The 20,603-nt window shown below is 44.0% G+C and carries 20 protein-coding genes; 10 read left to right on the top strand and 10 right to left on the bottom strand.

Annotated elements, in window-relative coordinates; all coding sequences use genetic code 11:
* Window positions 1–25: 25 nt before the first annotated feature.
* The 3 genes from AC0MXB_RS00970 to AC0MXB_RS00960 form a co-directional block, all read right to left on the bottom strand.
* Complete coding sequence (locus tag AC0MXB_RS00970) at window positions 26–1,585, bottom strand: ABC transporter substrate-binding protein (RefSeq protein ID WP_474037581.1); 1,560 nt, start codon at window positions 1,583–1,585, stop codon at window positions 26–28.
* A gap of 346 nt (window positions 1,586–1,931) precedes the next feature.
* The gene (locus tag AC0MXB_RS00965) at window positions 1,932–2,567 is read right to left on the bottom strand and encodes a flavodoxin family protein (protein ID WP_474037580.1); all 636 of its coding nucleotides are present in this window, start codon (window positions 2,565–2,567) and stop codon (window positions 1,932–1,934) included.
* A 13-nt stretch (window positions 2,568–2,580) separates the two neighbouring features.
* The gene (locus AC0MXB_RS00960; protein ID WP_474037578.1) at window positions 2,581–3,246 is read right to left on the bottom strand and encodes an NAD(P)H-dependent oxidoreductase; all 666 of its coding nucleotides are present in this window, start codon (window positions 3,244–3,246) and stop codon (window positions 2,581–2,583) included.
* Window positions 3,247–3,443: 197 nt separating this feature from the next.
* Here AC0MXB_RS00960 and AC0MXB_RS00955 point away from each other — a divergent pair, with 197 nt between their 5' ends.
* Window positions 3,444–3,770, top strand: a complete 327-nt coding sequence (locus AC0MXB_RS00955) for a winged helix-turn-helix transcriptional regulator (protein ID WP_474038722.1) — start codon at window positions 3,444–3,446, stop codon at window positions 3,768–3,770.
* 80 nt (window positions 3,771–3,850) lie between these two features.
* Here AC0MXB_RS00955 and AC0MXB_RS00950 read toward each other — a convergent pair whose 3' ends face one another.
* Both AC0MXB_RS00950 and AC0MXB_RS00945 read right to left on the bottom strand, forming a co-directional pair.
* Window positions 3,851–4,495, bottom strand: a complete 645-nt coding sequence (locus AC0MXB_RS00950) for a bifunctional 4-hydroxy-2-oxoglutarate aldolase/2-dehydro-3-deoxy-phosphogluconate aldolase (protein ID WP_474037576.1) — start codon at window positions 4,493–4,495, stop codon at window positions 3,851–3,853.
* A 229-nt stretch (window positions 4,496–4,724) separates the two neighbouring features.
* The gene (locus tag AC0MXB_RS00945) at window positions 4,725–5,726 is read right to left on the bottom strand and encodes a BadF/BadG/BcrA/BcrD ATPase family protein (RefSeq protein ID WP_474037575.1); all 1,002 of its coding nucleotides are present in this window, start codon (window positions 5,724–5,726) and stop codon (window positions 4,725–4,727) included.
* 111 nt (window positions 5,727–5,837) lie between these two features.
* On the opposite strand from AC0MXB_RS00945, the gene AC0MXB_RS00940 reads away from it, so the two are divergent.
* The 5 genes from AC0MXB_RS00940 to nagA are packed head-to-tail and all read left to right on the top strand — an operon-like array spanning window position 5,838 to window position 11,027.
* The gene (locus tag AC0MXB_RS00940) at window positions 5,838–7,253 is read left to right on the top strand and encodes a PTS transporter subunit EIIC (protein WP_474037573.1); all 1,416 of its coding nucleotides are present in this window, start codon (window positions 5,838–5,840) and stop codon (window positions 7,251–7,253) included.
* Window positions 7,254–7,264: 11 nt separating this feature from the next.
* On the top strand, window positions 7,265–8,374 hold the full coding sequence (locus AC0MXB_RS00935) for a DUF871 domain-containing protein (protein WP_474037572.1): 1,110 nt from the start codon (window positions 7,265–7,267) through the stop codon (window positions 8,372–8,374).
* Entirely contained in the window at window positions 8,364–9,266 is a 903-nt protein-coding gene (gene murQ, locus AC0MXB_RS00930; RefSeq protein ID WP_474037570.1) for an N-acetylmuramic acid 6-phosphate etherase, read from the top strand. The genes AC0MXB_RS00935 and murQ overlap by 11 nt, the downstream gene beginning before the upstream one ends.
* Window positions 9,267–9,291: 25 nt before the next feature.
* Window positions 9,292–9,843: a PTS sugar transporter subunit IIA gene (locus AC0MXB_RS00925; protein ID WP_474037568.1), complete on the top strand. Its 552-nt coding sequence runs from the start codon at window positions 9,292–9,294 to the stop codon at window positions 9,841–9,843.
* Entirely contained in the window at window positions 9,840–11,027 is a 1,188-nt protein-coding gene (gene nagA, locus AC0MXB_RS00920; protein WP_474037566.1) for an N-acetylglucosamine-6-phosphate deacetylase, read from the top strand. Before AC0MXB_RS00925 ends, nagA begins: the two co-directional genes overlap by 4 nt.
* A gap of 25 nt (window positions 11,028–11,052) precedes the next feature.
* On the opposite strand, the gene AC0MXB_RS00915 is transcribed toward nagA, so the two are convergent.
* The 3 genes from AC0MXB_RS00915 to panD all read right to left on the bottom strand — a co-directional run bounded on the left by AC0MXB_RS00915 (window position 11,053) and on the right by panD (window position 13,170).
* The gene (locus tag AC0MXB_RS00915; RefSeq protein ID WP_474037564.1) at window positions 11,053–11,565 is read right to left on the bottom strand and encodes a hypothetical protein; all 513 of its coding nucleotides are present in this window, start codon (window positions 11,563–11,565) and stop codon (window positions 11,053–11,055) included.
* 151 nt (window positions 11,566–11,716) lie between these two features.
* Entirely contained in the window at window positions 11,717–12,697 is a 981-nt protein-coding gene (locus AC0MXB_RS00910; RefSeq protein WP_474037562.1) for an asparaginase, read from the bottom strand.
* Between the two features lie 89 nt (window positions 12,698–12,786).
* On the bottom strand, window positions 12,787–13,170 hold the full coding sequence (panD, locus tag AC0MXB_RS00905) for an aspartate 1-decarboxylase (RefSeq protein ID WP_474037560.1): 384 nt from the start codon (window positions 13,168–13,170) through the stop codon (window positions 12,787–12,789).
* Between the two features lie 431 nt (window positions 13,171–13,601).
* On the opposite strand from panD, the gene AC0MXB_RS00900 reads away from it, so the two are divergent.
* From AC0MXB_RS00900 to AC0MXB_RS00885, 4 genes are all read left to right on the top strand, one after another.
* Entirely contained in the window at window positions 13,602–15,929 is a 2,328-nt protein-coding gene (locus AC0MXB_RS00900) for an anaerobic ribonucleoside triphosphate reductase (protein ID WP_474038721.1), read from the top strand.
* 194 nt (window positions 15,930–16,123) lie between these two features.
* Window positions 16,124–16,582 (top strand): acyl-CoA thioesterase, encoded by a 459-nt coding sequence (locus tag AC0MXB_RS00895; protein ID WP_474038720.1) that lies wholly within the window; start codon window positions 16,124–16,126, stop codon window positions 16,580–16,582.
* Window positions 16,583–16,717: 135 nt separating this feature from the next.
* Window positions 16,718–16,969: a hypothetical protein gene (locus tag AC0MXB_RS00890; protein ID WP_474037558.1), complete on the top strand. Its 252-nt coding sequence runs from the start codon at window positions 16,718–16,720 to the stop codon at window positions 16,967–16,969.
* A gap of 129 nt (window positions 16,970–17,098) precedes the next feature.
* Window positions 17,099–17,635: an ECF transporter S component gene (locus AC0MXB_RS00885; RefSeq protein WP_474037556.1), complete on the top strand. Its 537-nt coding sequence runs from the start codon at window positions 17,099–17,101 to the stop codon at window positions 17,633–17,635.
* Window positions 17,636–17,707: 72 nt separating this feature from the next.
* Here AC0MXB_RS00885 and AC0MXB_RS00880 read toward each other — a convergent pair whose 3' ends face one another.
* Window positions 17,708–18,337 carry a hypothetical protein gene (locus AC0MXB_RS00880; RefSeq protein ID WP_474037554.1) on the bottom strand — a complete coding sequence of 210 codons (630 nt, stop codon included), beginning with the start codon at window positions 18,335–18,337 and terminating at the stop codon, window positions 17,708–17,710.
* 102 nt (window positions 18,338–18,439) lie between these two features.
* Window positions 18,440–20,548 carry a methyl-accepting chemotaxis protein gene (locus AC0MXB_RS00875; RefSeq protein ID WP_474037552.1) on the bottom strand — a complete coding sequence of 703 codons (2,109 nt, stop codon included), beginning with the start codon at window positions 20,546–20,548 and terminating at the stop codon, window positions 18,440–18,442.
* Window positions 20,549–20,603: the final 55 nt, after the last annotated feature.

The following is a 20,603-nucleotide window of genomic DNA, read 5'->3' as shown; positions in this document are numbered from 1 at the left end:
AATAAGCCCCTAACCAGCAAAGGTTTTACTGTTTTTTCATTGTGGCAAAATTATACATGCTTTCAAGCATTGGATTAAATACAAAACCTTGCACATCTTTACGCATCGCTGTCATGACATCGCTTTGGAACGCCAAGATATAGGGTGCATCATCTAAAACAAGCTTTTGCGCTTCACCATAAAGTTTTATGCGTTCTGGCTGATCGCTGATTTTTTCAGCCTGTCTTAGCAAATTGTCAACTTTATCGTTTTTGTAAAAGGAACGATTCCCTGAAAGGCCATGCATTCTTGAATCATACAGATAGGTCATAAAGAACTGCGGATCAGCATAGTCAGGACTCCATACGCCTAAACAGAGATCAAAGTCAGCCCGATCAACTTTTTCACGCAAAGTTGGCCAAGCCACTTTTTCCAGTTCCAATTTGACGCCAATTTTACTGAAATTATCTTGAATCAGTAAAGCCTCGCTTTCCCAATACGGCTTATAGTCAGAATAAAGCAGTTTTAACGTAAGTCCCTGAGCAAATCCAGCCTCTGCCAGAAGTTGTTTTGCCTTATCAAGATTTGTACTATATCCTGTCAGCGAAGCATCATGGCCCCACAGACCTTCCGGCACTGGACTCTTCAATTGAATGCCTTTGCCTTTGATCGCCCCTTGAATTAGGCCATTATAGTCAACAGCATAATTCAACGCCTGTCTAACCTTCACATTATCTAAAGGCGCTTTTTTATTGTTCAGATAAATCAAGTTCGCATTTAAGCTATGATATTCGCCGACTTGAATATTGTTGTTCGCTTTTAGCGACTCCAACTGCTCTGCCGGGATATTTTCAGCAATATCAATATCGCCGTTTTCTAGCTGCAAACGCTGCGTCGAGACGTCTTTAATGACTTGAACGAGTATTGTTTGCAAGGCTGGCGTACCGCCCCAATAATCTTTCACTGCCTGCAGCTTAATATTTTGTTGGTTATTCCACTCCGTTAAATCATAGGCGCCGCTTCCCATGGTGTGGTTCGCCAAATAGTTTGACGCCATATCACCGTCTTTTTCCTGTTTCATAACAGCTGGGTTGATAATACTGGCGGCGTTAGTGGCCAGTGTATAGAGGAACGGCGGAAAAGGTTTTTCCATAATAAATTTAACAGTATAATCATCCACAACATCGACCGATTTTAATGTAGGAAAATAATCAGCCGGACCTTTATGAATTTTCATAACTCTATCAAAACTAAATTTGACTGCTTGGGCGTTTACGGGCGTACCATCGTGAAATTTCATATCTTTTCTCAGTTTAAAGACCCATTCCTTACCATCAGGACTGACTGTCCACGATTCAGCCGCCATAGGTTCTACTTCGGTACTGCTCTTGCCGTCAACCGTTTTATACTGCACTAAACGGTCATAGCTGGGATAGGTAATTTTCCAGGAAGCATTATCCATCGATACAGCAGGATCTAATGTAGCCAAATCTGACGCCATGCCGACGACTAGTGTATCTTTAGGAATCTTTCCCTGGTTTGCCTGTTGGCCGCCACAGCCAGCTAGAAAGCAGGACAACAGAACTAATAAAATCAGTTTTTTCATATTTCTCCTCCTCTAATAAATAGTTACATAGGAAATTTATCAAATAAATCTGCCTCTTAGACTCTCCGACTCTCAACTCAGCCTGGCAAATTTATAAGCCCATAAACACAAAAGCCTTCTATACCCAAATTGTATAGAAGGCTCCATTGCCTTAGCACACCATTAAGTTTTATTTTTAATCTTTTTGTAAGTATATTGAATATCTTCTTTATATATCCCTATATTCTTCACTATTTTGAAATAACCTCTTGTCATTTTAATAATTTTAAAATAAAATTTACGAAAAAAAATCCTGTCATAACGCAAAAATTATGACAGGATTTTAAAAGAAATATATAGCCTTAGTTTATCGAATAAAATGAGTAAACTCTTTTTCTTCTGGCGCAATGTCGCCGACCGTTTCACGCCCAGCTGCTAAAATTTGCAGCAGCCAAGCTATATTTTTGCCTAAAACCCGCAAAATTTGCTTTCCCTCGCCGTCTTGGTGTACTTCTCCCGGCTCTGTGCCATGAACAACCGTCCAGTAATTTGATCCAGGCACAAGCATTTCAGAATAATTCAGATAGTGATTTAATCCGTCAAAGGTTACTACGCCGCCAGAACGTCTCACGGCCACAACAGCAGCACCTACTTTATGGCGCAACATAGATCCATTGACTCCGGCTACATAAAAAGCCCGGTCTAAAAAAGACTTCATCGTACCGGCAATGCCTGCATAATGAACTGGCGATCCTAGCAATATTCCATCAGCCTGTTTCATTAATTGAATCCACTCATTCACGCTATCCCCAGCCATGACACAACGTTCATTTTGCTTTTGCGCACAAACGCCGCAAGCCATACAGCCGCGAATTGCTTGATTTCCTACATGTACGAGTTCAAAGTCAATGCCTTGCGCTGTCAGAGCTTCACCAACAAGCGCCAGACTCTGAGCCGTATTGCCATCTTTTTTCGAACTGCCATTAAATGCTACAACTTTCATTTATACCGCTCCTTTAACGAATCCAAGTAATAACCTCATCAGCTGTGCGACGAGTCTTCACGCGAGGCTCTTTTTTACGATACCCAAAGGCCACCATACAAGAAAGACCAAAATGTTCTTGATCCAAAACACCCTCTGCCGCAAGTAGCGCCTCTAGTTTATCTTTTTGAAAACCTTCAATCGGACAAGAATCAATTTTCATTTGTGCGGCAACAGTCATCATATTAGCCATGGCAATATAGCTTTGCCGACAGGCCCATTCAAATAATAATCGATCATTTTCTAATAGCTCAAAATCTTCCTGCTGAAAGCGCGGGTACACTTCATCACGCCGTTTCAGCATTTCTTCCGATAAATGATGAATATCAGTCATCATGTAGTTTGTATAAGAAGACCCTGCCAATAAATCCGGGGCCTTTCTGGCTAAAATCAACACATAGTGACTTGCTGTTGGCAACTGTCCCTGGGCCCCCCAGGAAAAAGCTTTGATTTTTTCACGTAGCACTTGGTTTTGCACAACCACAAACTTCCAAGGCTCAAAACCAAAGGAGCTTGGCGACAATCTCCCCGTTTCTAATACAACAGCAAATTCTTCTTCTGGAATTTTTTTCGCGGCATCAAATTCCTTACAAGCATGGCGAAACTGATGGGGTGCTAGAATCTCTTCTTTTGTCATCATACAGACCAACATCCTTTCAAACATTTTTATCGTAAGCTACAAATAAGCTGTACTAGATAGTTTTCTTTGCTATAATAGTAGTTGATTTAACCATTTATGACAAGTACGCACTTTTTCGTATTATAGTTACTTTTCGGATACTAAGAAAGGAAGGAAAAACTGTGATTAAATTTAAAGATACAGAATATCAATGTGCCATGGAATTGACGCTAGCCTTGATTGGCGGCAAATGGAAGTCTCTCATCATGTGGTATCTTGGCGAAGATTCCCTGCGCTTTAGCGAACTTAGAAAAACCTTACCACAAATTACCCAGAAAATGCTAACACAGCAACTTCGCGAATTAGAGCATGACGGTCTTGTTAATCGCCTTGTTTATACACAGGTACCGCCTAAAGTAGAATACTCGCTTACCGATGCAGGCAAAACCCTGTTGCCGCTTTTAACAAGTCTCTGCGACTGGGGCAAAAACTATGTAGCTGCCGTCAGCCCCACGTTAGAAGAATTACAGACAAAAGAATCCTAATTTTCTTCGGAAGATTGTCCAAAAGCGCCAGGCTCTCTTTTTTAAGAACCTAGCGCTTTTCTTCTATTAAATCTGTATGACTATTTTCGACCTGCCGCAACTTCCATCATAAATTCTTTGGCAATTTGCGTAATTTCGTCGTATTTTCCCGCAGTAATCAAATTTTTCGGCGACAAACTGCTCCCAACACCAACAGCTACTGACCCGGCTTCCATAAAAGCTTTCGCATTTTTGATCGTAACGCCGCCTACAGGCATCAGATCCATATGATCATAAGGACCTTTTAAATCTTTAATATAGTTTGGCCCCACCGAAGAAACAGGAAATACCTTAACCATATCAGCGCCTGCCTTATAGCACGTTAGGACTTCTGTCGGCGTAAAAGCGCCGGGAACCATCAGCTTGCCATACTGCTTGACCAAGCGGATCACATCCAGATCCACGTTTGGCGCTAAGACAAATTCCGCGCCGCTAGCCAAAGCCATAGCGGCCTGTTCCGTACTTAATACGGTACCGGCGCCAACAATGATACGGTCTTTAAACTCTTTATTAATTTTTTCAATAATCGAAGCCGCCCCTGGCGTATTGAAGGTGACTTCAATAGCCCGGATTCCTCCGTTATAGAGAGCTTCCACGGTATGAACCGTTTCCGTTTCCGTAAGACCGCGCAAAACGACGACAATGCCTGTATCTTTAATGATTTGAAATGTATCAGCACTACGCATCTCTTTCACCATCCTTAATATTCTTGTATTATTCTCTGATAAAGTTGTTTGCAAACAATCCATTGCCTATTCCTGTACGAACTGCCTTGTATCAAACAAATTTTATAATTGCTTTTACTATAAATGCTAGCGCAAAATTCCCAAGCCTGTCAACATTTCCTCCCTGCTAAAGGAAATGTCGTAAAATCCTGTAAAGGCTGTATTGTGATCTTGGAAAAAGTGCGTTACACTAACAACGAAATGTTTTTATATTCTGGTCTAATTTTCTGACCAACTGGCGCCGATCGGCTTTTACACAACCAAAAGCCTGTTCAAAGGCGTAAGCTAAAATAAAAGCGAGCGGTTCTTCCTGTATGGCGCGCGGCTTCGCCTGCGGATATTGTTCTAGAATGGCTTTCTGTACCATTTGTTGAAAAAAAGGATTGTCCATAAGTCCACCCTTTAACAGCAAAGAAAAGCTTACTCTCTCTAATTCCAATCTGGTCACAACAGATTGAACCAACAGTTGTAACTCCCTAGCTGCAGATTGAACAATCGCTAAAGCTTTTTTCTCATTTTTATAAGCTAAATCCAAAATACTAGGAGCCAAAGATGCTACCTTCGCTACGGAATAATGATCACTGTAAATCCAAGCGGCTAAATGAGTTTCGTCAACTAACCCTAATTGCTGCAACAAAGTGTTGCTTATGGCTGAGCAGGGCTCACGGCCGTCAGCAGCACGCAAAATATGGACAAGCCCCGCTGTACCCATAGCAAAACCACTGCCTTCATCCCCCACACGATAGCCCCAGCCACCCGCTCGTACAGTTCGTCCATCTTGATGAATGCCGCAGGCAATCGATCCCGTACCAGCAATGAGTAAAACACCATGTTGTTTGCCGCTGGCCCCTTTAAGGGCAAGTATCGCATCATTATCTAAAACAAAAGAACTTGGCGGCATCTGAAACTCTGCCAGACTAGCAGCAACCAGCGGCTCCATGATTGCATAGTCTTCGGGCGTATCCACACCAGCTAAGGCTAAAGCGCTATAGCTGATTCGCTTTGTTGCGCCGCTGACTAATAAGCGTCTGAGCAGCCCTTTCACATTCTCGGCCGCCTGAGCAGCGCCGATACTATGATAATTCCCCGAGTCGCCTTCGGCATAGGCTAAAATTTTGCCGTCATGATCGGACAAAACCGCCCTTAGTTTCGTACCACCACCATCCACGGCGAGAACTGTTTTCGCTTCCATATAGCCCTCCTGCTTCTATTTATTGCAAAGTTCTGCTACTATGTTGAATCGTAATTACTCTACTTTTTCTTCTATTATAAATTATAAAGGATCTCTCAGGAGAGTGAAACAATGACCAAAGAAAAAGAATTAGCGCAGCAAATCCTAACCTTGACCGGCGGTGCCGAGAATATAGCAAATGCTGCCCATTGCATGACCCGTCTACGCCTCACGCTGCATGATAAAAGTAAAAGTGACGCTGTCGCTATAAAAGCGCTACCTGGGGTACTCGGCGTAGTCGTCGCTGAGGAGCAGTTGCAAATTATTTTGGGACCAGGCTTTGTCAATAAAGTGGCGGCAGCCACCACAGCCATCCTTGATTCAGCTCAGAGGGAAAGTCCGCCAGAAGTAAGTGAGACTTCTCACGCTATGGAAGCTCTGCCTAGTGATAAATCACAGCCGCCATTAACGGCGCAAGCTTTAAAAGAAAAAATCACTGCAAAAAATAAGACTCCCTTTAAGCTATTTCTGCGAAAAATCGCCAGCATTTTTGTGCCGTTGATTCCTGCGATCGTCGCTTCCGGTATGGTAGCTGGCCTTACAAATATTGCTATCCAAGCAGGCTGTGATCCGAAAAGTTCTGTTATTTCTATGTTGAACGTAATCGGTTGGGGTCTCTTTTCCTATTTAGGTATTTTTGTCGGAATCAATACCGCTAAGGAATTCGGCGGAACTCCCGCTCTAGGCGGCCTTGCCGGTATTTTGATTATGAATCCAGCGATTGCCACCCTCACCGTATATGGTGAAGCTCTTGTTCCTGGTCGCGGCGGTTTAATCGGCGTACTATTAGCTGCTGCCTTCATGGCGTTTACCGAAAAGAAGCTGCGTCCCTATATTCCGCACGCCCTAGATATTGTAGTAACACCGCTCTTATCACTTCTCATTACGAGTTTTGCCGTCTTTTATGTCTTGCAGCCTATTGGGGGCCTGCTTTCTGATGGCATCATAGCATTTTTTAAAATAATTCTACAGTCAGGCGGCCCTTTTGCTGGTTTTGCCTTAGCTGGAACCTTTTTACCTGTAGTCATGACTGGCTTACACCAAGGACTCCTACCAATTCATATGGAGTTTCTCAATGTTCAGAAAGCGAATCCACTCATGCCGATTCTCGCTATGGCTGGCGCTGGCCAGGTCGGTGCCGCTTGCGCCATTTATATAAAAACTAAGAATGATAAATTGAAAACAATCATTCAAGGTGCTTTACCTGTAGGCGTTCTCGGTATTGGCGAACCGTTGATTTTCGGCGTTACCCTACCGCTTGGTCGTCCCTTTTTCACCGCTTGTCTCGGTGCGGGCTGCGGTGGCGCCTTCCAAGCGGCTATGCAGGTACAATCGATTGCTCTCGGGCTTTCCGGCCTGCCGCTTACTTTTCTCATCGAGCCCCAGAGCATGATGTATTATTTAATCGGCTTAGTACTTGCCTACTTTTTTGGCTTTCTTTTTACGTATCTAGCTGGATTCGATGAGGAAAAAGTAAAAACAATTTAAAGGAGTCTCTTATGTGGGAAAAAGGAATTTCCGCCTATCTAGGCCTAAATGAACCACCAGATCGCTTATACAATTATCTGGAACAAGCGAAACGCTGCAGCTATAGCCGCCTCTTTACGTCTTTGCATATTCCCGAAGCCAAAGCAGGCTGCAGTCAAAAGGAGATAGAAGCCTTTATCCAAAAAGCTGCTTCGCTAGGCTATCAGATCACAGCTGACATTTCATCAGGCGTCTTAACCGAGTTTGGCGCTTCTTGTGAAGATTTGTCTGCGCTCACTGACCTTGGCCTTACGACACTGCGCCTTGACTATGGCTTTACCCCAGAGCAAATCGCGGCTTTTACCAGAAAACATCAATTAGAAATTGAACTAAATGCCAGTACCATCACAGAAGACTTTCTCATCAAGCTAACCGCTGCCAAAACAGATTTCTCGAAAGTACGAGCCTGCCATAATTATTATCCGCGACCAGAAACAGGTCTTGCTATGGATTTATTTATGGAGCGTTCCAAGCTTTTGCGCCGTTATGGCGTTTTAGTTTTTGCGTTCATCCCTTCTAAAACGCATCCCAGACCACCGCTCGCTGCCGGTCTGCCAACTTTAGAAAAACATCGGAATCTAGAACCAGTAATCGCCGCTAAAGAATTCTTAGCAACAGGACTTGTGTCGGGTTTACTCTTTGGCGATCCACTGGCAACAGAAGCAGAACTTACCACCGTAGCCGCGCTCCCTGCTGACAGCATTTCCTTCCGCATTACTACGGCGCCAACCCTTTCACCGCTCGAACGCCAAATTCTTTTTTCATTGCATCAAAACCGCTTCGATCCCGGCGAAAACGTTGTCCGTTCACAAGAAGCGCGCTCCCTGGCATCAGGTCCGATTCCCCCAACCGAGCCACGCCAACGTCTTACTGGCTCTGTAACGATCGATAACGATTCTTATCTTCGTTATAAAGGCGAATTGCAGATTGTACGCTCGCCTTTACCAGCAGATTCTCGCGTCAATGTTGTCGCTCAAATTATTCCTGAAGAACAATTTCTCCTCTCCTACCTAAAACCCGGCGGAGCTTTTCAGTTCGAGGCAATGAACCAAAAGCAGGAGGAATCATGCCATGAAGCTTGAAAATCTACTTACCGAAGCCCGCAATCAACGAACTATCCAGATTGATTCGCTTTCCACACTAGAAATCGTTACCTTGATTAACCAGGAGGATCAAACCGTTCCGACTGCCGTCACGGCCATTCTGCCGCAAATTGCTCAAGCTGTGGACTGGATTACTGCCGCACTCAGAGCAGGCGGACGCCTTTTTTATATTGGCGCTGGCACCAGCGGCCGACTTGGCGTCCTCGACGCCTCAGAGTGCCCACCTACCTATGGCACACCACCAGGTCAAGTCGTAGCACTCATCGCTGGTGGCCCCAGCGCAATCCTACAAGCCGTAGAAGGCGCCGAAGACTCCCTCACCTTAGCGGCGGAAGATTTAACCAAAAAACAATTTGCGCCCCCAGACATTCTCGTAGGGATTGCGGCTAGTGGTCGCACTCCTTATGTCCTTGGCGGTCTAAAATATGCCAAGAGTCAAGGCTGCAAAACCATTTCGCTCGCTTGCTCTCCAGGCTCAGAGATTGGTTATGCCGCCGATCTCAGCCTAACTGTCTTAACAGGACCAGAAGTCATCATGGGATCTACCCGTATGAAAGCAGGCACAGCACAAAAACTTGTCTTAAATATGCTTACAACCGCCACCATGATTTCGCTAGGAAAGGTATACAGTAATTTGATGGTAGACCTTCAGGCAACCAATCATAAGCTGCAGGAACGGGCCAAACGAATTGTAGCCTTAGCTGCCAATATCTCACTGTCTGAAGCTGAGAAGGCTTTACAAGCGGCTCATGGCTCTGCTAAATTAGCCATTCTTATGGTGCTTACCGGTCTCGATCGCGAACCGGCAATCCAATTACTCAAAAAAAACAAAGGCTTTATCGCCGCATCGCTCGAAGCTAATAAAGTCTGAAAAAATACTAAAGTGAGGAACGTCTATGTTTGGAAAACTTTTTTCTTCCTTTAAATCCGATAACTCCACTGAAAAAGAACAACAAGAAAGGTCAATCATCGTTTACGCTCCACTTAGCGGCGCTATTACTGCGTTAGATACGGTTCCTGACCCAGTTTTTGCCGAAAAAATGTTAGGCGATGGTTTAGCAATCGAACCAAAATCACAAACGCTATTAGCTCCCTTTGCGGCAACCGTGGTAAGTCTCTTTCCCAGCGGTCATGCTATCGGTCTACGCACACCTTCCGGTCTGGAGTGCTTGCTCCACATCGGAATCGATACAGTAGCCTTAAATGGCCAAGGCTTTCGCCCCCTCGTAGCGCAGGGAGATGAAGTAGCGCAAGGAACCCCCTTAATTGAGCTTGATCTTACTTGTTTAAAACAAACAGGTAAAAAGCTCGTGACCCCGCTGGTAATCACCAATAGCTCGCAATGGAAAATAACCGAACGGACTAGCGAAGAAGTTGCCACAGCCGGTCAAACCCCTCTGTTTACAGCCGTATTCCTCGCCACCACCCCGGAGGAGGCTTTATCGTGAAACACCTAATTTCGGACTGCCGTCTCGTTTTACCAGACCGTGAGTTCGATGGCTCTTTACTGATTCATACTAGTCAAATTATGGCCATAGAAGAAAAAATATCAGCACCATCCGATGCGAAGCTGCATTGTTTTGACGGCGATTTTATCATTCCCGGTCTAATTGATACGCACGTTCATGGCGCTGGCGGCTTTGATGTCATGGACGGCACCAAAGAGAGTCTTGACGGACTGCGCCACGCTTTACTTACAGTAGGAACAACCGCTTTTTTAGCTACAACGATCTCCAGTCCCTTAGAGCAATTATATCAGGCTTTACATACAGTCCAGGCTGCCTCACATTCAAATAACGTTTCTGAAACTGCCTCAGCCGAACTGATTGGCGTTCATTTAGAAGGCCCCTTACTTAGTACCGCTTATAAGGGATCTCATATTCCTGAATACATAACGCCGCCTTCAGCTACAGAGGATTGCAAGCTTCTCACGAATATCTTGCAAACCTTTCCCAACCTAGTCCGCCTGATCACAGCAGCGCCAGAACGGCCTGGCAGCAAAGAATTCGCGTTGCTGTGTCGCCGCCATCAGATTATCGCCGCGGCAGGACATACCAGCGCCGACTACAATCAAATGCAACAAGCTGCTTGCTGGGGCTTCTCCCGTCTTACTCATTCTTTTAATGCCATGCCGGGAATTCACCATCGCCAGCCAGGACCGATTACGGCAACTCTGCTTCATCCTGATATTGAAATGGAAATCATCGCCGATGGCGTTCATGTCCATCCGGCAGTTATCGAAACAGCCTTGCGATTAAAGTCGCCAGAGAAGATTACGCTTATTTCCGATGGAACTCGCGCCGTCGCTATGCCGGACGGCGAATACGAACTAGGCGGCCAGAGAACCTTTGTCTCTGGCGGTATGGCTCGTCTGGCTGATGGAACCATTGCTGGTAGCGCTTATCCGCTACTACAAGGAGTCCGTACCCTTGTCAATACTTTGGGACACTCCTTAAGCGAAGCAGTCCGTTTCGCCTCGCTCAATCCAGCGAAACGCTTCAAGCTAGACCATCGTCTCGGCAGCCTCGAATGTGGTAAAGAAGCGACCTTCTTACGACTCGATAAAACCTTGCAGCTCAAAGAAGTTTGGGTCCAAGGTCAAAAAATCTACGAAAAGAAACACGCCCTATGAATGTCTCATCATAGGGCGTGTTTCTTTATAGTTCACCGCGCTTTTTCTCAAAGTCCTTCTTTAACTGCTTATCGTTTTGACTCGCATAGTTAATAATTGACTGATACCAAATCGACTGTGGCGAACCCGGTATAACCGGACTCCACCGCTCTGGTTGATAAGCATACTTTTCCTGACTCAGCAATTTCGTTTCATTTGCATAAATAAGACCGCTTGTCAGCATATATTCTCGCTCCTGCATCCTAAGAAGATAGCGATTTAAGGTAAAGCCTTGTTTTAAAGGCGTTTTAATCCAAACATCAATAAGTAATTCGTCACGATAGGGATCTTTCGTATAGCGAATGGTATTTGTATCAAAATAAAATTTTGTTTCTCCCTGCACATCAATATTAGCAAAGTGGGTAGCTGGTTCTACCACTACTGGTTTATCCGTTTTTTTAGCATCCCGCTTATCAAGTTCAGCCTGCGCCCCGCCGGCTGCAAAAACCGTCGTATAGGCCGTCAAAATCATCATTAGTACAAGTATAATACGCTTCATTTTGCCACCTCAGCTATCTTTGTCTTCCATAAGAAAAATATCTCTTTTGCAAAATTCTCCCTTTCTTCGCTTTTTCCTGCCACTTCGACAAAAAGCAGTTCTAAACTCCCAAAGATGGGAATTAAGAACTGCTTATTATTCTTGCACTATCTTATATAGCATCAAAATATGCAGCAATTTTTTGCGGTTCCTGCGTAACCCCCAAAGCCAACATCAACTTCAGTCTGGCTTTCTGGCCGCTTAAATCACCGCCTAAAATAACGCCTAGCTCTGTCAGCGGCTTAGCGCCGCCTTCATAGCCGTAAACACCAAGGACGCGTCCGCCTTCTACCCGACTTGTTAAAACAACAGGAATACCCGCAGCAATCGCCGCCTGAATTCCCGGAACCACTGCCGGGGGAACATTACCGCGCCCCAGCCCTTCGACTACGATTCCCTTAGCCTGTTTTTCGATAAGGCAATGGAAAAAGAAATCATCTGACCCAGCTGCTAACTTCACTAAATAAACGGATTCCTCCAGCGATTTTGGCTGAATTTTTAATTCCTTCACCGACTGGCGGCGAAAAATAACACGATCTTCATCCACATAGCCTATAGGACCCCAAAAGGGCGATGCAAAGGTCTTAGGGTTCGCTGAATGGGTTTTTGTCACCTCACGAGCACAGTGAATTTCTTCATTCATTACTACAAGAACACCCGCATCGAAAGCCTGTTTCGAAAACGCTGCCTTTACGGCACATAAAATATTTTTGGGACCGTCAGGACTCACTTCCGCGGAGCTTCGCATCGCTGCTGTAAAACAAACAGGCTTATCTGTTTTTAGTACAAGTTCCAGCAAATAAGCCGTTTCTTCCAGTGTATCCGTACCATGAGTAATAACAATACCAGCCACATCGTCTTGTAACGCAAGTTCATCGACTTTAGTCGCTAACTCCATCATTTTTGCTGGTGTCATATGGGGACTTGGTATATTAGAAAATTCCACGACCTCCACTGGACCAACTGCACGCAGCGGCGGCACAGCTTCCATCAGTTCTGCTCCGGTCACAGCGGGAAAAACCCCCTGTCTAACAGGGTCATAACGCATAGCAATCGTACCGCCTGTTGCTACTACAATTACTTTTTGTTTCATATCTAAGTCCTCTCCCTCAAAGCCTTGTTCTACTAGCTAAAAGCAATCTTCTTCTCTATTATAGCGGTACGAGAAAATTTGGCAAGATTTTAAGCGGTTTCGCCCGGCTGCTCCAAGCCGCGTACTTGCGTGATCCGATTCTGCGCGTCCACCATGACCACCCGCGGCTGTAAAGCTTTAGCTTCCTTTTCCTCCGCTAGGCCATAAGCAATAATAATGACTTTGTCACCAGGCTGAACTAAGCGAGCCGCTGCACCGTTCAAACAAATAACGCCAGAATCTCTGGGACCGCAAATGACATAGGTTTCTAACCTCGCCCCGTTATGATTGTTCACAATCTGTACTTTTTCATTGACCAAAATTCCGGCCGCTTCTAATAAAGTCTCATCAATCGTAATACTTCCCATATAGTGCAAATTGGCTTCGGTTACCGTAGCACTATGAATCTTGCCTTTCATCATAGTAAGCAACATGTATGCTCCTCCTCGAATTAAACTTTTTATTTATGACGCAAAAAAGCCTTCCCTTTTAGGAAAAGGAAGGCATAGAAGATACAATCTCATTCACCTCCCGTCTCAGTCTGCAACGATCTAAGCGGTCTTGTGTTTTCGCAATAATATAAAGCCTGTAAAAGCATTGTATGATTCCTACCGGATATCACCAAAACTTTGCCTTATGCTTCGCTAAAAACCTATTTGATCGTACCACAAACTTTTTCAACTGACAAGAAGCAACTCTTTTCATGAGCAAAAATCCCGCTTATCGCGACTTTAGCGCAATACAGCATCACCATATATAGCTTTCCACACATTGACAAACACAAGATATAGTATTATCATAATTCTAGCAAATTTTTATACAAGCAGGGGGGAAAGGGCTGGGTAAAACCGCAGCCACATGAATGATGATAACAAGTATTGTAAAACGCGACGGACGAGAAGTCCCTTTTAACTTAGAAAAAATTACAAATGCTATTGTAAAAGCGATGCAAGCAGTCAATGCCGCTGATTCGAAGGAAGCGCTGGCTTTAGCCATCAAAGTAACAGAACAGGTGGAACAGCAATCAGCAACCAAAAAAACGCCTCCCTTAGTCGAAGAAATTCAAGACGTAGTCGAACAAGTATTAATTGACGCAGATCTATCGAAAGTAGCCAAAGCTTATATTTTATATCGGGCCGAACGGACCCGCGCCCGTGAAATGAATACGCGCTTAATGAAAACCTATGAAGAAATTACCCATACTGATTCGAAAGAAAGCAATCTAAAGCGCGACAATGCCAATATCGACGGCGATACGGCCATGGGCGCTATGCTCAAATATGGCTCCGAAGGAACAAAAATTTACAATGAAATGTATATTTTAAAGCCGGAACATTCCAAGGCCCACCGCAGCGGCGATATTCACATTCATGATTTTGACTTTTATACGTTAACAACAACTTGCTGTCAAATCGACATTCAAAGACTATTCAAAGGCGGTTTTTCCACTGGCCATGGTTACTTACGCGAACCAAATGATATTGCTAGCTATTCAGCCCTTGCCTGTATTGCCATTCAGTCGAATCAAAACGACCAGCATGGCGGACAAAGCATTCCTAACTTTGACTATGGTTTAGCTGACGGAATTCGCAAAACTTTCGCCAGAAAATACTTAGAAAATCTCTTAAAAGCGCTAGAGATCTCGGCCGATCTTACTATATCTGACGCCGAAGCGATCACGCAAACTCATAAAGACTTGTGGATAAATCTCCAGCTCCGTCCGGAACTGGCAAATCAAAATAATTATTTAGCCGAAGAAGCTCGGCTATTGCAAAATATCATTGATCGTGACAAGCTCAGCCAAGCCCAAGAGTTTGCTATGAAAAAAGCGATTCAGGAAACAGATCGCAGCACCTATCAAGCCATGGAGGCGCTGATTCACAATTTAAACACCATGCATAGCCGCGCTGGCGCTCAAGTTCCTTTTAGTTCGATCAATTATGGAACAGATACCTCCCCAGAAGGCCGCATGGTTATGAAAAATATCATGCTGGCGACGGAAGCTGGTCTTGGCTATGGCGAAACACCGATCTTCCCGATTCAAATCTTCAAAATTAAAGAAGGCGTTAACTATAATCCTGGCGACCCCAATTACGATTTATTTAAGCTCGCCTGTCGCGTCAGCGCGAAACGCCTCTTTCCTAACTTTTCCTTCATTGATGCTCCCTTTAACTTCCAGTACTATAAAGAAGGGCATCCCGAAACAGAAATTGCCTATATGGGCTGCCGTACTCGTACGATTGGCAACGTTTATGACCCCAGCCGTGAAATCGTATTCGGTCGCGGCAATTTAAGCTTCACTTCGATTAATCTGCCGCGTCTTGGTATTTTAAGCCAAGGAAATATTCAGGATTTTTACGCTCGTCTTGATGAACTGATTCATATGTGTACTACGCAGCTCCTTGATCGCTTTGAAATCCAGTGCCGTAAAAAAGTCCGTAACTTCCCCTTCCTGATGGGTGACGGCGTCTGGATCGACTCTGAGAAGTTAGCGCCTGATGACACGCTTCGCGATATTCTCCGCCACGGCACTCTGTCGCTTGGCTTCATCGGTTTAGCAGAATGTTTAAAAGCCCTAATCGGAAAGCATCACGGCGAATCTAAGCAAGCTCAGCAACTTGGTCTCGACATTATTGGCCACATGCGTCAGAAAATGGACGAAGCTGCTCAAAAATACAAGCTTAATTTCTCGCTGATCGCAACCCCAGCGGAAGGACTTTCTGGACGTTTTGTTGATATCGACCAGAAAAAGTTTGGCTCTATTCCTGGCGTAACCGATCGTCCCTATTATACAAATGGATTTCATGTTCCTGTCTATTATCCCATCAGCGCCTATGAAAAGATCCAGTTAGAAGCACCGTACCACAATCTTACAAATGGCGGCCATATTACTTATGTAGAATTAGATGGCGATCCGACGAAAAATTTGGAAGCTTTTGAATCAGTAATCCGCTGCATGAAAGAAAGCGGCGTTGGCTATGGCTCCATCAATCATCCGGTAGACCGTGATCCCGTCTGCGGCTATAATGGTATTATTAATGATGAGTGCCCTAAATGCCATCGCCATGAAAACGGCGTATCATTTGAACGAATTCGCCGCATTACCGGATACCTTGTCGGAACACTTGACCGTTTCAATAATGCGAAACGAGCCGAAGTAGAAGACCGCGTTAAGCATCTCGGTTCTCGCTAAGCAAAAAACCTGCAATCCAACTGGTTTGCAGGTTTTCTTTTTTAAAGAAATCTTTACAAAAGGATGCAGGAAAACCACCCTAATAAGAGAATAATTATTTAATAGTTTATTTTTTCTTATATAAATCTACTTCTAGGAGATGGAACCTTGTGAAAAAATCTTCCGCCGACTCTAAATTAGTCATTAGCGAAGTTATGATGCCAAGCCAAGCCAATGTAGCTGGTAATATTCATGGCGGTGAAATTATTAAATTAATGGACTCCACAGCCTATGCCGCCGCTAGGCGTTTCGCCCGAACCAATGTCGTTACCGCCCGAGTTGATGAACTAGAATTTCATCTTCCTATTTTTATCGGCGATTTAGTAATATGTACCGCCCAAGTTGTCTATGCGGGCCGCTCTTCTATGGAAGTCGCAGTGAACGTAGAAGTAGAAGACTTAGAGCATGAAGGTCGGCAAAAAGCTCTCTCGGCCTTCTTCACGATGGTGGCCATTGATAAAAAAGGCCGTCCTAGCCAAGTTGCGGAATTAATTCTCGATACACCAGAAGAAAAAGCCGCTTTTGAGGAAGGCAAACGACGCTATGAGTTCCGTAAAGCTAAAAAAAACCCTAATATAGTTTGCAAAATGGAATGTACCCCCGCTGATGAATAAAACCAAATATAAACGACTTTAAAACGCCTGGAATTTTTTCTTCCAGCGTTTTTTATGTCTGTTCCTTTGAGTGAGCTGCATATAGTAAAACAAGAATCAGCGACTTTCTACAAAACATAAAGGAGGCCAGCATCTATGTCTACTTGCCTGTCCACCTGCCAGCCATCCATTCCCGTCGAAGCCCTAGAAAAAAAAGCCCACGAAATTGCATCAACGTCCGCTAAAGGAACACTTGCTGCCGGTAACGGCGTGGTCTTATTTACCATGTTCGTTTTCGAAGAACTGATTGAAGAATTGGCAAGAAATCCAGCCATGAATCTAGCACAATTAATCACTTTAGCCAATAGTATTGCCTCATTAAACAACAGTATCCATGTCGATCCATAAACAAATACGATTTATACAAAAGCAATATTTTTTACAAAGAGAGTCTGGCAATCACGTGGGAAAGAGAGTACAATAAATACCAATGAATACTCTTAGATTAACTTTTTTCATTCAGGAGGCTTCCCCGCTATGAAAGTATCACGCAGTATGACTACAAGAGATCTTATTTTTATTGGTATTTTATCGGCTTTATGCGTCATTGCCACGACGATCAAAATTCCTTTGCCGACAGGCGGTATGGTTCATCTCGGCTCAGCCTGCCTATTCACAATCGCCATTTTATTTGGCGGCGTTTATTCTGGTTTTGCTGGAGCAATCGGCTCCGCTTTTTTTGATCTGTTGCTTGGTTTCTCACCATATACAATCTGGTCGTTTATTATTAAAGGCGGTGCTGGTTTTTTAGCTGGCTGGATTGCCCGAGGAGTTTGGCCGGAATCGTCGCACAACCAGTTTCATAACCAACAACAAAGTCTGTTGCGTGCTTTTCTGGGTTGTATTATCGCCGCAATCTGGACCCTAGGCGGCTATATTCTAGCTTGGTGGCAAGTTACAGGCAGTCTCACTATCGCCTTTGGCAATGCGCCAAGTTCCTTAATTACCTCTGGCGTTGGCATTTTAGCTGCTTTACTCTTAGCACCAAAACTAAAAAAAGCCTTAAAGCTATAAACAATTCGCTATGCAAGAAATTCGAAGGGCTGTTGCATGAAAGCAACAGCCCTTCGTTTTGTAAAAATCGCTTTAAAATTTATGGTTAACGCCAAAACTGATTCCCTTGGTGTTAACATGGCCAGCTACTTTATTCTGATAATCATGATAGCCTGCCTCTAGCGACGTCTGACTGTCCATAGCATAAACAATACCAGCCTTTAAATCACCAATATTCTCGGATTTTTTATAAGATGCATAGCCAGTTAACTGTGCTGTAATCGGTTGTTCGTAGGCAATACCGCCAAACACTTCATTTGTTGCTGCCGAGCCATAATTAGAGGCGATCTCTGATTTAAAGCTGCCTGCAGCCAAAGCAAGCTGCTTTGTCAATTGATACTGTACGCCTAGTGCCGTAGAACTGAAATGAAGTCCAGTAAGAGAACTGCTATAAGCGCCGTTAGAGTAAACATTAAAGTCGCGGCTATTCGAGCGGAGATATTCCCCGGTCAAACTAACCTTATCAGTTAAACCGTAAGCAGCTTGATACGCATTGCCCTTAAAAGCGCCTAAATTTCCTAACCCGTTCATATCGGTCTGCAGATTTTCATAGGAATATCCGAGCGATATCCGGCCACTTGCTAAATTGGAATCTGGTACTGCCGCAAAAGCAGTACTTGCCAAGGCTAAAGAAAGAATCGTTGCGCTTAATATTTTTTTCACGGTAAAGCCTCCTGTATAGTATAAGCTAGTGGGAGAACGAAACACATTCTGTCCGTTCCCTTAACTACACTATAAGGGGTACTTCTTTGAAATTCTTTTGAATTAGACTGTAAATTTACTTACCGTCTCCCGTGTCGTCTCAGCTAATTTAGCCAAAGTTTGGCTTGCTACAGCAATTTGCTCCATAGATGCCGACTGTTCCTGGGCGGCAGCGGAGATACTCTCTGTCTTTTCAGCGATATCCTGACCTAAGGCATCGGATTGATAGACGGCATCTACAATCATCCGGCTATCCTGCACGACTCGCTCCATGGGACGCGATATATCGCCAATTTTATGATAGACCTGCTCAACCTTTGCTACAATATCTTGAAAAGCACTCCCAGCCTCTTGCACAATCGTTACGCCGTTCGATACCTCTTCGGTACCATTACGCATAAACGTCACGACGGAGCGAGTATTTTCCTGTATTTGCTCAATAAGCATTCCAATCTGTTTCGCCGCCGCCTGCGACTGATCAGCTAGTTTCCCCACTTCGCTGGCTACAACAGCAAACCCGCGACCATGCTCCCCAGCCCTTGCTGCTTCAATTGAAGCATTTAAAGCCAACAGATTCGTTTGGCTAGCAATTTCAGCAATGGTATGAATAATCGTTTCAATCTGTTCAGAACGGCTGTTTAAAGCTTCAACAAGCTCAGACGATTGATTAACCGTCTGAAAGATATGATCCATTTTTTCTATGGTCTTTTGAATAACGTTGCCGCCAATCTGCGCTGTATCAACCGTTTTTTCTGCTGTCGACACAACCGATGAAATATGATTTGAAATTTCCTCCATGCTATGAGTAATTTGTTGGACCATTTGTTCACTCGCCTTAATACACTCAAGCTGTGCTTTCGCGCCATCGGCTACCCTAATAATATTCTGGGCAATATGTTCAGCGGCCTGAGCTGACTGATCGGAACTAGACGTCATTTCCTCCGAGGAAGTAGCCAGATCGTCAATGTTAGAATGTAGCAAACTGACTAAGCTACATAAAGAATTTGTCATCTTATTAAAATCAGCGCCAATAGCCGCCATTTCATCATGAGAAGCAATTGTAATCGAAGCGCACAAATCGCCTTTTGCCACTGCTTCCGTAGCAATTTTCAGTTTTTTTACATTTTCTGAAATAGATAAATGGAGCGCATAAAAAACATAGAACAGCAGGCCTAATAGAATGATCAGGAAAACTACAATCACTCTTTCTATATTTTCCTGCCGTGACAACCGCTGCTGCAAAGTTTCATCTAACAGCTTCATCCCTTGATCATAAAAAACGTAGGCGCCTTGAATCATATCTGTCGTTATTTTAAAGTAAGTCTGAGAATCTTGCGAAATAGCTGAAGCTCGCAAAATATCCTTATCTAAAATGGTTAAAAGACTATTCATTTGCCCGGAAACAGCTTCACTCCCAGCAGATAGGCTTTGTGAAAAAACCAGGCTTTGCTGATAAACGACCTGGAAACCGAACCCAAAAGTTTGTGAATTTCTTTCTAATTCTTTAGCAAGCAGCATGATATCAAGTCGATCTTGCTCTGTTATCGCCTTTTTGGCAAAAATCCCGGCTCCTTTACCGCGCGCTTGTCCCATCAACTCAATCGTAGGAAGCAATACCTCATTCAAATTACTAATCAAATAGTTTGTGTCCAGCTTAGGATCTATGGCTAAATTCGATTCAACACCAATGGAACGGTTGAGAAGCAGAAGTTGCCCAATTAATAAGGTGTGGCGGCGAAAACTATCAGAAGCGGTAAACCGTCCCGCCCCGCTCTGTAGTTCACCCCATTCACTCAGACTAGCATTCAGCTGTTTTTCGGCTTGGGCTGAAAGCGGCATTTTCACTTGAAGCTGCGTAATCTTTTGAAAATCTCCAGAAATCTTTTCGCGCTTTTCTATTAATTTATTACCAAAAGACTTGTCACCACTTAAATACGCATTAGTCATGCCGCGATGTTGCTGTATATCATCAATCAGTTCGCGAATGGATTGACTATAAGCGACTCCCACGCGCTCCTTGGCTAAAAAATTAATTTGTTCATGAACCTGATTTACGATCATATATAACGCCAATAGCAGGGGAATCAGAAAAATAAGTCCTACAAGCAAAAATTTGCGTGAAAAAGCGCTCTTATCTAAGATATACAAAATAGGTTTAAACAAGCCTTTCATGCGAATCATCCCCTCTCAATTGAATAAAAAATCCGTCCTTTTCAAATTTTATTCT

It is taken from the genome of Pelorhabdus sp. sgz311001 (genome assembly GCF_055901755.1).
Note: the sequence above shows the minus strand (reverse complement) of the source record. Positions and strands in the feature narration are given on the sequence as shown.